The sequence below is a fragment of the Pectobacterium aquaticum genome (assembly GCF_003382565.3).
In the GTDB taxonomy this organism is placed as follows: Bacteria; Pseudomonadota; Gammaproteobacteria; order Enterobacterales; family Enterobacteriaceae; genus Pectobacterium; species Pectobacterium aquaticum.
In genome coordinates this window covers 1,302,624-1,314,506 of record NZ_CP086253.1, presented here as the reverse complement: position 1 = coordinate 1,314,506, position 11,883 = coordinate 1,302,624, and the positions used below count along the sequence as shown (strand labels likewise).

The following is an 11,883-nucleotide window of genomic DNA, read 5'->3' as shown; positions in this document are numbered from 1 at the left end:
AAGGTGTATCAGGCGCGCAGGTTAACGTTAATCGTTTCCTGGATACGTCCATTGGCGGTGCGGCGCGTGTCAGCATCCTGACGATCCGCCACATCCAGCACTTCCTTATTGTTCACCAGCTCATCCAGCGTGATGTTATTCAGGAAGTCGGTAATACGGTCACTCAGATCGCGCCACAGCGTGTGCGTCAGGCAGCGATCGCCACCCTGGCAGCCTTCGCGCCCCTGGCAACGCGTTGCATCAACGGATTCATCGACGGCCGAAATAACCATACCAACAGCGATTTCATTCGCATTTTTACCCAGCAGGTAACCGCCGCCCGGGCCACGAACGCTGGCAACCAGTCCGTTCTTACGCAAGCGTGAAAACAGCTGCTCCAGATAAGACAGCGAAATACCCTGGCGTTCAGAAATATCCGCCAATGGAACCGGTCCTTCCTGGGAGTGCAGAGCCACATCGAGCATGGCGGTAACGGCGTAACGGCCTTTGGATGTCAGTCTCATGATAGTGGTACCTGTAGATAAAACATGTATTATGAAAACATGTATTGGCAGAACATATCGCGAGTCTGACATTCCTGAGTGTTTTAGTCAACTATTTAACCGAGTAAAACACTCAAGTATTATTCGTCGTGTGTTTTTTGTACCGAGCTCAGTATCCCACGCAGGATATTCAGTTCCTGACTTTCAGGCCTGGCGCGGGTAAACAGGCGACGCAGTTTGTTCATCACCTGCCCTTGATGTGCTGGTCGGATAAATCCGGTTTGCAGCAGCGTCTGTTCAAGATGCTGATAAAACCGCTCCAGATCGTCGACCAGCGGGTACGGTGACTCTTCGTGTTCCGGCTGGTCGGCTTGTAAGCGATCCAAATGCGCGATGCGCACTTCATAAGCAATGATCTGTACCGCCATCGCCAGATTGAGCGAGCTGTATTCCGGGTTCGCAGGAATCGCCACGTGATAATGGCATTTCTGAAGCTCTTCATTCGTCAGCCCCACGCGTTCACGCCCAAACACCAGCGCGACCGGCGCGTGTTCCGCTTCCTGCGCGCTGCGAACGCCGCACTCACGCGGTTCCAGCATCGGCCAAGGTAAGGTTCGAGACCGTGCGCTGGTGCCAACGACCAGACCACATCCTTCGAGCGCCTGATCGAACGACTCCACAATGGTGGCATTGCCGATAACATCGCTGGCGCCTGCCGCCAACGCAATTGCCTGCGAATCAGGCTTCACCAATGGGTTGACCAAATAAAGTTTGCTTAATCCCATGGTTTTCATCGCCCTGGCCACTGACCCCATATTGCCAGTGTGCGACGTTTCAACCAGAACAATGCGAATATTGTCTAACATATGTACTCTATTGTGCGAAAGGAAGTCGTGCGAAAAGGAAACCGCCGTACTCTAACACAAACTTCGCTATTTGACTTTTCTCCTGCTATACTCTGCGCCGCTTTCCGTTCTTTAACATTCCAGTGGACCGATACCATGCATCCGATGCTCAACATCGCTATACGCGCTGCGCGTAAAGCCGGTAATTTAATTGCCAAAAACTATGAAACGCCAGACGCCGTCGAAGCTAGCCAGAAAGGCAGCAACGATTTTGTGACCAACGTTGATCGGGATGCAGAACGTCTGATCGTTGAAGTCATCCGTAAGTCTTACCCACAGCACACCATTATTGGTGAAGAATGTGGCGAGCTAGTTGGCGAAGATCCGGCAGTACAATGGGTTATCGATCCTCTGGATGGCACCACCAACTTCATCAAACGTTTACCCCACTTCGCTGTTTCTATCGCGGTCCGCATTAAAGGCCGTACCGAAGTTGCCGTCGTTTACGATCCTATGCGTAATGAACTGTTTACCGCGACCCGTGGTCAAGGTGCACAGCTGAACGGCTACCGTCTGCGCAGCAGCACTGCCCGCGATCTGGAAGGCACCGTACTGGCAACAGGTTTCCCTTTCAAATTAAAACAACACAGCAAAAGCTATATCAACGTCATCGGCGCGCTGTTCACCCACTGTGCGGATTTCCGCCGTACGGGTTCTGCTGCACTGGATCTGGCCTATGTGGCCGCAGGTCGCGTTGACGGTTTCTTTGAAATCGGCCTGAAGCCGTGGGATTTTGCCGGTGGCGAGCTGCTGGTTCGTGAAGCTGGCGGGATCGTGACAGACTTCGTTGGCGGCCATAACTATCTGGCATCCGGCAATCTGGTTGCAGGTAACCCGCGCGTGGTGAAATCTATTCTGGGTACCATCCGTGAAGAACTGAGCGACGCGCTGAAACGCTAATCCCGACCCACTCCGGCCCACCCCCATAAAAACGACATTGGGCCGGAGTTGTTATTTTTCTTTACATATGAATCCTGTATACGCATTGTTTATCCTTATACGATAATAATTATCAAACTCATTACACCGATAAATCGTGAATTAGGATCGCCACCATGTTAAGAAAATCAGTAAGATCACTCTTTCTGACTGCACTCCTCACCACCCCGCTTTTCAGCTATGCCACCCAATATCCGCTTACCGTCACTGATTTCGACGGAAGAAGTGTCACCATTAAACAAGAGCCACAGCGCATCATCCTGCAAGATGGGCGCGATATTATGACGATGGCATTGCTTGATCGCGATAATCCCTTTCAGCGTCTGGTCGCCTGGAACAATCTGGCGAAAAAACAGGACACCGCAACCTGGGATATGCTGAAAGGGAAATGGCCTCAGTCCGTTGGCATTCTGGATATGGGCTTCAGTGACAAAGGCAACGTCGATCTGGAAAGCGTGCTGTCAAAACAGCCGGATTTGATGATTGCCCAGCTGCGTGCCAAGGCAGCACTGACGGAAAGCGGTGTGATCGACAAGCTCAGCGCGCTGAATATTCCGGTACTGTTCGTCGATTATGAAGTGAATCCGGCTAAAGATACCGCCCCCAGCATCGACCTATTGGGTAAAGTGCTGAACCGGGAAGCCAATGCCAAAGCGTATACCGATTTCTATCGTCAACACTTCGATGCTATTCAGCAGAAAACCGCTGCAATCACCCCGAAACCTAACGTCTTTATTGAACCGATTGCTGGCAACTCAGACTCCTGCTGCTTCACACACAGCAACAGCGGCTGGGGCGGATTAATTGAAGCGGTCGGCGCGAAAAATATTGGTTCGGATTTACTGCCAGGCGCGTCAGGCTTTGTCTCGCTGGAAAAAATTATCAGCATGAAACCTGACGTCTACATTATGACAGGCTCTAAGCGTGGTAACAGTCAGGTACTGCCGTTAGGCTATGGCGCCAGCGTAGAAGACGTTCGTCATCAGGCCACTACGCTGCTAAACCGCACTGGCATCAGCCAAATTCCAGCCGTTCAGGCGAAACACGTTTACGGCGTTTACCACCATTTCTACAACCATCCTTACAACATTGTTGGTATGGAATATCTGGCAAAGGACATTTATCCTCAGGCGTTTTCCAGCTTGAATCCTGATGACACGTATCACCATATCATTCAGAATTTTACCTCGCTGCCTGACAGTGACTTTATCTTTGCCTGGAAACAAGGTGAGTAATTTTTCATGAGTACAACCATTGAACCGAGTATCCGCAATACTGCCGCAGATGCCAACACCATTATGGACAACTATCGCGGCATCCTTCGACGCCGCGTGGGTGTTATGGCGATACTGCTGTTGATCATCATCGGCTCGTTGTTGCTGGATTTCACGATGGGGCCTTCAGGGCTGCCGCTTGATGTGCTTTGGCAGACGCTGACCGATCCGGCCAGCGCCGATGCCGGTACGCGCGTGATCGTTTGGGATATTCGTCTGCCTTACGCACTGATGGCTATCGTGGTCGGGCTGTCACTTGGTCTGGCCGGTGCAGAAATGCAAACGATCCTGAACAACCCGCTGGCCAGTCCGTTTACGCTCGGCGTTTCTTCCGCCGCCGCATTCGGCGCTGCGCTGGCTATCGTCCTCGGTATCGGCATCCCCGGTATTCCGGCTCAGTGGTTTATCTCCGCAAATGCCTTTATCTTTGCGCTGCTGGCAGCGTTGCTGCTTGATGGCATTACGCGCTGGACGCAGGTCGCGACCTCCGGCGTCGTGCTGTTCGGTATCGCGCTGGTGTTCACCTTCAACGCGCTGGTATCCATGCTCCAGTTCATCGCCAACGAAGACACGCTGCAAGGTCTGGTGTTCTGGACGATGGGCAGCCTGGCTCGTGCCTCGTGGGAAAAATTAGGCATCCTGCTGCTGGTGCTCATCATCGTGATGCCAATTTCGCTGATGAGCTCATGGAAACTGACCGCGCTGCGGTTGGGTGAAGATCGCGCCGTGAGTTTTGGCATTAACGTCCGCCGCCTGCGTCTGGCGACGCTGCTGCGCATCAGTATTTTGTCCGCCATTTCGGTCGCGTTTGTTGGCCCCATCGGCTTTATCGGTCTGGTTGCTCCGCATATCGCACGTATGATTTTCGGTGAAGACCACCGTTTCTATCTGCCTGCCAGCGCGTTAACTGGCGCGCTGGTGCTGTCGATGGCATCCGTTGCCTCGAAAAACCTCATCCCCGGCGTCATTATACCAGTCGGGATCGTCACATCACTGGTTGGCGTTCCCTTCTTCCTGAGTATCATCCTGCGCCACAGAGGAAACGTATGAACCAGCAAACCGCTTCTGGATTACGCCTTTCCCACTTTCGCGCCGGTTACCCCAAGCGTCAGGTGATTCGCGATCTGTCCGTCCCAGAGCTGCCGCGCGGGAAAATTACCGTGCTGCTCGGCCCCAACGGCAGCGGCAAATCAACGCTATTGCGTGCAATGGCAGGTCTGAACGCGTCCGAAGGTGAACTGTGGTTGGATGACACCAACCTGATGACGTTGCCATTCGCTCAGCGGGCGGAAAAAGTCGTTTATCTGCCGCAGTCCCTGCCCGCAGGCGTTCACCTGCACGTGCTGGAATCGATTATCGTCGCACAGCGCGCGTCCGGCGGCATGCACAACGCCGAAAAGCAGGATGAAGTGATGAGCCTGCTGCGTCAGTTAGGCATTGAACATCTGGCGTTGAGCTATCTCGATCAGCTCTCCGGCGGACAGAAACAGCTGGTGGGGTTAGCACAATCGCTGATCCGTCAACCTTCGCTGCTCCTGTTGGACGAACCGCTTAGCGCACTCGATCTGAACTATCAGTTCCACGTGATGGATTTGGTACGCAAGGAAACGCGCAAGCGCAACATCATCACCGTCGTGGTGGTGCATGACATCAACATCGCGCTGCGTCATGGCGACCATGTATTGATGCTGCAAAACGGTAATTTGATTGCCAATGGCGCACCGGCCGAGGTGATTAGCCCTGAAAGCCTGTCAGCGGTCTATGGCGTACGCGGACGCATCGAGCGCTGTTCGCAGGGCGTGCCGCAGGTGATTATCGACGGGCTGGTCAGCGAACCGACCATCTAAGCTTTTCTCTGTACGACTAGACGGTGAGTCCCCTCACCGTCTCCGCTTGTTCTCATCTTACTTATAAGACAGCTCTCGATTCACCATGCCCAAAAGCCGTGCTTATCATTTATAGCGCACGCAGTGTGAAGGATTAAAAGCGTTGCCAGTCCGCTTCATCCTGAGCAGCAGAACTTTTTTTCTTCACGGACGAGAGACGCGGCGCGAGTATTCCTAGTGGCACAGGCGCTGAAGAGTGCGCCAAGGAAGATTCCTGTCCTACAATGAATTGTCCGACCAATTGGCTCAACGTATTGGCTTGTTCTTGTAACGATTGCGACGCCGCAGAGGCCTCCTCCACCAATGAAGCATTTTGCTGAGTCACATCATCCATCTGATTAACTGCCTGATGTACTAAGTTAATTCCCTTACTTTGCTCTTCCGTTGCCGCCGCGATTTCATTCACTAAGTCGGTCACCTGCTGGATGGCGTCTTTCATCGCCGACATATTTTTTCCTACATCACTCGCTTGATCCACACCTTCCGATACCAGCGAATTTGAGGCATCAATTAAGTCCTTGATTTCACGCGCTGCCGTAGATGACCGCTGTGCCAGTGTGCGTACTTCTCCCGCAACCACGGCGAAACCGCGGCCTTGTTCACCAGCGCGTGCCGCTTCTACCGCCGCATTCAGGGCAAGAATGTTGGTCTGAAATGCAATGCCTTCGATAAGCGCAATGATGTCGGTGATCTTACCTGAGCTAGTACGAATGTGTTCCATTGTATTCAGCATGGTGCTGACGGAATCCGCGCTATTGATCGAAATCCGGCTAGCATTCCCCGCCAGCAGACTCGCCTGTTGTGTGTTCTCCGCATTCTGACGCACCGTTTCCGCAAGTTCCGTCATACTCGCAGCCGTTTGCTCCAGCGAAGCAGCCTGTTCTTCAGTTCGGGATGACAAATCTTCATTCCCCGCCGCAATCTGCGTCGCCGCACTGCTTACCGACTGCGACGATGCACTCACGGCAGCCAATGCAGATGAGACTCGGTGGATCAGGCTATTGAAGGCTCTGGCCGTATTTCCTACCTCATCTTTACGTCGTTCATCTGCCTGTATTGTCAGGTTAAGACTATGGCTCACGTTTTCCATCGTTTGGCTCATGGCGTTCAGACTTTTTCTAATGCCCAGAATCGTTCTTACCGCGAAAAAGCCGATCAATAAGACAATCAATATCGAACTCGATAATAGACCGATCCATGACTTCTCGTAAGCGGCCACATTCTGCTTACGCAACTCATCCCCGATTCGAACATTAAGGTTAAACTGTTCGCGATAAGTTGCGATTAAATTGCGAACAGCCTCCCCTGGCCCCCCCATTCCCTGTAAAAGCTTAAGAGAGTCTTCTTTTTGGTTTGAGCGCGATGCAGCAAAAAAAGCGGGAAGTGACGACTGTATTTTTCCAATTATATCCGCTGCCTGATTTGACACCCGAGTATCTTCTTCATTCGACGAAAGATTTTTCAGGTAATAATCATTAAGCGCTTTTACTTCTTCAGAAGTTTTCGTTATATCCTGCTCAATGGCATTGAGCTTGTCATTTTCTGAGATGGTTTGGTGACGATACAAAAAAAGTACCAATGAGTTACTTTTTTCGACTAGTTGACTTATGTATTTGAAACTCGGGATCGTATTTTCCTGAACATATTCAGCACGAGATTGAAAGCCTGATAATAATGACAATGTAACGATGACCAACGAGATCAACGCTAAGGACATTAACGAGAATATCAGTAGCAAGCGTTGTGTGATATTCATAGCCACTCCGTTTTTAAATTTTATACCGCGTATTTTTCCTGATTCAAATATGCGTAAAGAACGGAATGGTTATTCCGACACGTTATATCGAACCAGAATCTGAGATATCGCCACCACATCCATTATCGCCAGAGAAGCAAGCAGCTTTATAGTATTGACCGCAAATGTCATTTAATAAATTCGTACTAATGATTATTGGCTATTAAAGTAAAATTAATGATAGTTAAAAAATCTAAAAATTCGACATTCGATAAACAGAAAGGGAAAACGTGTTCGCTTTGAATGCTCAAAAAATCAAGCTCGGGATGAGCGGAGAGAGGTTTAGCCCTCCAAATAACACAGCCAATGTACAGGCTACTTGCAGGATGATGAAATCAGTACAGAAAAGCACTGAGCCATAGAGCCCAGTGCTTTTTATTATCTGGCAGTGTTATTTCTTCGCTGGCAGCGTGACCCAGTAACCTGGCTGATAGGGCAGCGGCAGGAACTTCTCATGGAAGGTACGGAACGTTGCATCAGGATCGATATCCTTAAACAGCTCCGGGTGCATCCATTTTGCTAATACCTGAATCGCCACAAACTGATACGGGCTGTCATAGAACTGATGCCAGATGGCATGGGCGTTGCCATCGGTCGCTACTGGCAGCGTTTTGAATGCTGAGCGTTCCATTAGTTTTTGCAAACGTTGCAGCGCTTCCTTCTGATCGGCACCTGGTCCAACGCCAACCCAGCCATTCGCCGTGTTGTAGTTTTTCCAGTTAGCTCCGGTCACCACCACCACATCCGGGCGAGAGCTGATAATCTGCTCGGGGTTCAGCGTACCAAAGGTGCCGGGGATGATGTTCTTGGCAATGTTATCACCGCCAGCGGCTTCAACCATGCGGCCAAAGTTCTCATCACCGAATGACATGCAGCACTCTTCATCATAGCCGCCCGCGCGGTCGATCATCACTTTCGGACGTGGACCCTGATAGTTCTTCAACCGATCGGTGACAAGCTCAATCTGCTCACGACGGAACTTAATAATCTCTTCCGCACGCTGTGGTTTGCCAACCAGTTGGCCCATGATGTGAATGCTTTTTTCTGCGTTCTCAAACGGCTTCTCGCGGAAATCGATGAACACCACCGGAATGCCCAGCGAACTGAGCTTCTCAATCAACTTGCCTTCATCCGTCGCCGCTTTTGATTCCAGATTCATCAACACCAAATCCGGCTTCAGCGTCAATGCCTGCTCGACGTTGAAGGTGCCGTCTTTCGCTCCGCCAAAGGTCGGCAGCTTTTTAATTTCTGGGTATTGCTTTTCGTAAGCCAAATAGCCGTCGTAATCGGCTTTCGGCAAATCGTCACGCCAGCCCACTACGCGCTGGAACGGAGCCTCGGTATCAAAGGCAGCCAGCAGATAAATCTGTCGACCTTCCCCTAAGATAATCCGCTTCACTTCGGATTTGATTTCTACCTTCCTGCCACTAACGTCTTCAATAACAATCGGGTTAGCGCTGGCGACAACGCTCGCACTCAGCCCCAACAGAGCAACGACTGAAAACAGCCATTTCTTCATTCTTATTCCCTTCTGCGATTATGGTTACAAATGATAATAGTTATCATTATTTAAATGATATCCTGCCGTGATTATCAGAAGCAATGGGTTTTTAGCGCAGCGTTAATAAAAGGAAAAATCAGCCGGAGAAGGGCCGAATGCCGCCCATCATCGCGGGCTGTGCACTGAGGTAAAACAGGACGCCAGAGCCAACTAAAATCAGCCCGCCAGCAAAAGCCAGAAGAGAAAACGTTGCACGCTGCCACACGGGTGATACGCGGTTTGCACCTAAGCGCTCAACCACGCGACGGCAGTAAAAAACCAACACGGCCAGCGCAGAGATTGTGATCGCCGTTCCGGCAGCCATTACCAGCGCAGAGGCCACTCCCCACCAATACACGCCGATCACTTTAGAGAAAAGCAGCACCAGAATAGCACCTGAGCACGGGCGCATCCCCATCGCCAACACAATCATCAGCCGCGTACGCCAGTTGCTATCGCGCTCAAGTTCCTCATTGCTCGGGAGATGGCGGTGCCCGCAGCCGCAGTCGGCATCGTGCTGATGAGGAGAAGAGGAAAGCATAGGCATCGGGCGAAGCGCCATACGTCTATCGGTCGGTACGTTAAGCTGGGTTGCATTCAAAGAATCTACGTGTAAAGGCGTCACGCGCAAAATCGTCGCGGGCTTAGGCTGCCGAACAAGGACGATATACAGCTGTTTCAACGCGCGGAAACAGAGCAGTAGCCCCAGTCCCGCAACGAGCACGAAGCTCCCCTTTTCCATCCAGAAACTACTGTTATGCAACGTTCGACTCGACAGTTGCAAAATCCCTAACACCATGGTCACCAGCGCGACTGCCATCAGCCCCTGAACCAGCGACGCGGCAAGCGTCAACTTCAGGCTGCTTTTCAGCTTCGACGGATGCGTCGCCAGATAGGTCATAATAACGACTTTACCGTGCCCCGGCCCGACAGCATGAAGCACGCCATAGACCAGACTGAACATCATCAGGCTCAGCCCCGCCTGATGCGGCTGCTGTTCCACCATCTGCAACAGATGCGACATCTGCTGATGTAGCGATTTCTGCCAGATCGCGCTTTGCAGCACAATTTGCGGCCAGTATCCCACGATGTAATGCAGCGCCGAGGCCAGCAGCGCCAAGAACAGCCACAATGGCCACAGATCGCGCAATCGGCTCAACAACGAACGCTGACGCGGCAGTGAGCCGAGGTTCACTGACATTGCAACGTCACCCGCTGTGCAAACTGTTTCCCCAGATCCATGTCTTCATCCGGCGCATCGTTCTTATCCAGCGACAGCGCATAGGATTGCAGTTCAGCGTTAGGTTCCGGCGTGACGAGCGAAGTTTTACAACGTGAAGCAAGCGCAGGAGCGAGCGTAACGGCCTTGTCATTCTGGTAGGACATATCGACAAAGTAGGTAGGATCGTAAGTAGAAATCAGCAAAGGCTTGCCCGCCAGCGGCTGTGGATGCGCCAGCGGCAGCACAAATTCCAGTACCGCCTGATTGCCTTTGCGGGAAAGGTGATATTCGGTTGGCATCGGCGCATATTTCACGGGCTGACCATCACGATAAATATCGGTGAAATAGTGCTGCCCTAACACATTCGCCATCACTTCCGCCGCCAGCTTTTTCCAGACTTCAGAGTCCTTCTTCGCCTTCCCTGCATCATACAACAGGTCGGCAGACGTGATGGGATCCATCGTCCACAGCATACGTAAACCGGTGATGTTGTCGTTCTGGCTCTCAACTGTCGTCTGCATATCAATAAAACTGTGTGGGTGAGCGAAAACGGGCTGGCCGAATGCCAAACCTAGCATCAGCAACGTTATCTGTCCGCACCACCGTTTCAAAGCGTTATAATGTAACATTATTTTTACCACACTACGTTATCTTGACAGTACACGCCATTTCTTACGCCTTTTCGACAGCAGTATGGTGGCTGACAGAAGGCCGAATAAACAGGGCCGGAACCGCCAGCAGCGCCATCACCCAGAACGTGCTGCCCTGCAGGTGTTCGAACAGGAAACCGGACACCATCGTCATCACCGCAATACTCCCGCCCATTGCCAACGCGGAATACACCGCCTGTAACCGCAATACGTCCCCATCGCCGCGTGCCGCGATAAAACGCATAGCGGCCAGATGACAGACGGTGAAGGTTCCACAGTGCAATATCTGTATCACAATCAGCCACGGCAGAGCCACTGTCGCGCCCATCAAGCCCCAGCGCACCACGCCGCATAAGGCCGAGAGCAAAAGAAGCTGTCTCGCACTCCAGCGTCGGAACAGGCGCTGGCTGAAAGTGAAGATGACAATCTCCGCAACCACGCCTAACGACCAGAGATAGCCGATAATCGAGGCGGAATAGCCCGAATCCTGCCAATAAATGACGCTGAAACCATAGTAAGCTGCGTGTGCTCCCTGTAACAGGGACACACAAAGCAGAAAACGCCATACCGCGGGTTCGGTCAGCAACGTTTTCCACGGTGTGACGTTGACCGATTGGGCTGTCGACGTTGCCGCTTGCGGCATCACGCTGGGGCGAAGCAGCATGCCTACTAGCATCACAACCAACCCCGCGCTGAGGATTGCCAGAATCGCGGGGTGTCCCCAGATAGCGACCAGTTCCCCCGTCGCCGCAGAAGCGATAACAAACGCGATCGAGCCCCAGACGCGCACCTTGCCATAATCCATCACGACCTGCCGCTGCCAGGTCGCGGCTAATGCATCGGTCAGCGGCACCAGCGGTGCGAAAAACAGGTTAAACCCGATCATCACTATCATCAGCCACAGCCAGGCATTCCCGAGCCAGAAACCGACGGCCAGCGCCAGTGACAGCAACGCCAGCCCACGTAACATCGTAATCAATTTGGACGGATCTTTCACGCTGGGCGTGATGACCAGACTGCCGACAAAGCGCGCCACCAGCCCCGCACCCAACAGCATGCCGATCGACTCAGCGGACAGCCCCTCGCCTTTCAGCCATCCGCCCCAAAACGGCAAAAAAACACCATAGCAAAAAAAGTAGGTGAAATAGCTCAGCGCCAACCAGCGCGTCGATTGCAAAACCATGATTCCT

At 52.2% G+C, this 11,883-nt stretch carries 11 protein-coding genes; 4 read left to right on the top strand and 7 right to left on the bottom strand.

All coding sequences use genetic code 11. The features are described 5' to 3' along the window. Positions 1-8 precede the first annotated feature (8 nt). Together iscR and trmJ are read right to left on the bottom strand one after the other, a co-directional pair. On the bottom strand, positions 9-503 hold the full coding sequence (gene iscR / locus DMB82_RS06095; protein WP_010280087.1) for a Fe-S cluster assembly transcriptional regulator IscR: 495 nt from the start codon (positions 501-503) through the stop codon (positions 9-11). A gap of 119 nt (positions 504-622) precedes the next feature. Continuing rightward, the gene (gene trmJ / locus DMB82_RS06090; RefSeq protein ID WP_116164605.1) at positions 623-1,348 is read right to left on the bottom strand and encodes a tRNA (cytosine(32)/uridine(32)-2'-O)-methyltransferase TrmJ; all 726 of its coding nucleotides are present in this window, start codon (positions 1,346-1,348) and stop codon (positions 623-625) included. 135 nt (positions 1,349-1,483) lie between these two features. Between trmJ and suhB the strand changes: the two genes are divergently transcribed. The 4 genes from suhB to DMB82_RS06070 all read left to right on the top strand — a co-directional run bounded on the left by suhB (position 1,484) and on the right by DMB82_RS06070 (position 5,447). After that, the gene (gene suhB / locus DMB82_RS06085; protein ID WP_010307860.1) at positions 1,484-2,287 is read left to right on the top strand and encodes an inositol-1-monophosphatase; all 804 of its coding nucleotides are present in this window, start codon (positions 1,484-1,486) and stop codon (positions 2,285-2,287) included. Between the two features lie 155 nt (positions 2,288-2,442). Continuing rightward, on the top strand, positions 2,443-3,561 hold the full coding sequence (locus DMB82_RS06080; protein ID WP_102119450.1) for an ABC transporter substrate-binding protein: 1,119 nt from the start codon (positions 2,443-2,445) through the stop codon (positions 3,559-3,561). A 6-nt stretch (positions 3,562-3,567) separates the two neighbouring features. Continuing rightward, positions 3,568-4,650: a FecCD family ABC transporter permease gene (locus DMB82_RS06075; protein ID WP_116164603.1), complete on the top strand. Its 1,083-nt coding sequence runs from the start codon at positions 3,568-3,570 to the stop codon at positions 4,648-4,650. Continuing rightward, the gene (locus DMB82_RS06070; protein WP_102119452.1) at positions 4,647-5,447 is read left to right on the top strand and encodes an ABC transporter ATP-binding protein; all 801 of its coding nucleotides are present in this window, start codon (positions 4,647-4,649) and stop codon (positions 5,445-5,447) included. The genes DMB82_RS06075 and DMB82_RS06070 overlap by 4 nt, the downstream gene beginning before the upstream one ends. 133 nt (positions 5,448-5,580) lie before the next feature. On the opposite strand, the gene DMB82_RS06065 is transcribed toward DMB82_RS06070, so the two are convergent. The 5 genes from DMB82_RS06065 to DMB82_RS06045 all read right to left on the bottom strand — a co-directional run bounded on the left by DMB82_RS06065 (position 5,581) and on the right by DMB82_RS06045 (position 11,876). Further along, the gene (locus DMB82_RS06065) at positions 5,581-7,242 is read right to left on the bottom strand and encodes a methyl-accepting chemotaxis protein (RefSeq protein ID WP_116164601.1); all 1,662 of its coding nucleotides are present in this window, start codon (positions 7,240-7,242) and stop codon (positions 5,581-5,583) included. A gap of 430 nt (positions 7,243-7,672) precedes the next feature. Continuing rightward, entirely contained in the window at positions 7,673-8,800 is a 1,128-nt protein-coding gene (locus DMB82_RS06060) for an ABC transporter substrate-binding protein (protein WP_010301130.1), read from the bottom strand. A gap of 118 nt (positions 8,801-8,918) precedes the next feature. Next, complete coding sequence (locus DMB82_RS06055) at positions 8,919-10,022, bottom strand: nickel/cobalt transporter (RefSeq protein WP_116164599.1); 1,104 nt, start codon at positions 10,020-10,022, stop codon at positions 8,919-8,921. Continuing rightward, positions 10,013-10,672 carry a DUF1007 family protein gene (locus DMB82_RS06050; RefSeq protein ID WP_116164597.1) on the bottom strand — a complete coding sequence of 220 codons (660 nt, stop codon included), beginning with the start codon at positions 10,670-10,672 and terminating at the stop codon, positions 10,013-10,015. The genes DMB82_RS06055 and DMB82_RS06050 overlap by 10 nt, the downstream gene beginning before the upstream one ends. A gap of 43 nt (positions 10,673-10,715) precedes the next feature. Beyond that, on the bottom strand, positions 10,716-11,876 hold the full coding sequence (locus DMB82_RS06045; RefSeq protein WP_116164595.1) for a 3-phenylpropionate MFS transporter: 1,161 nt from the start codon (positions 11,874-11,876) through the stop codon (positions 10,716-10,718). Positions 11,877-11,883 lie beyond the last annotated feature (7 nt).

Excerpts from the sequence above, each read along its gene's own strand:
- DMB82_RS06045 (WP_116164595.1), bottom strand. The coding sequence starts at position 11,876 with ATGGTTTTGCAATCGACGCGCTGGTTGGCGCTGAGCTATTTCACCTAC.
- DMB82_RS06075 (WP_116164603.1), top strand. The coding sequence starts at position 3,568 with ATGAGTACAACCATTGAACCGAGTATCCGCAATACTGCCGCAGATGCC.
- DMB82_RS06055 (WP_116164599.1), bottom strand. The coding sequence starts at position 10,022 with ATGTCAGTGAACCTCGGCTCACTGCCGCGTCAGCGTTCGTTGTTGAGC.
- DMB82_RS06080 (WP_102119450.1), top strand. The coding sequence starts at position 2,443 with ATGTTAAGAAAATCAGTAAGATCACTCTTTCTGACTGCACTCCTCACC.
- DMB82_RS06070 (WP_102119452.1), top strand. The coding sequence starts at position 4,647 with ATGAACCAGCAAACCGCTTCTGGATTACGCCTTTCCCACTTTCGCGCC.
- DMB82_RS06065 (WP_116164601.1), bottom strand. The coding sequence starts at position 7,242 with ATGAATATCACACAACGCTTGCTACTGATATTCTCGTTAATGTCCTTA.
- DMB82_RS06060 (WP_010301130.1), bottom strand. The coding sequence starts at position 8,800 with ATGAAGAAATGGCTGTTTTCAGTCGTTGCTCTGTTGGGGCTGAGTGCG.
- iscR (WP_010280087.1), bottom strand. The coding sequence starts at position 503 with ATGAGACTGACATCCAAAGGCCGTTACGCCGTTACCGCCATGCTCGAT.
- DMB82_RS06050 (WP_116164597.1), bottom strand. The coding sequence starts at position 10,672 with ATGTTACATTATAACGCTTTGAAACGGTGGTGCGGACAGATAACGTTG.
- suhB (WP_010307860.1), top strand. The coding sequence starts at position 1,484 with ATGCATCCGATGCTCAACATCGCTATACGCGCTGCGCGTAAAGCCGGT.
- trmJ (WP_116164605.1), bottom strand. The coding sequence starts at position 1,348 with ATGTTAGACAATATTCGCATTGTTCTGGTTGAAACGTCGCACACTGGC.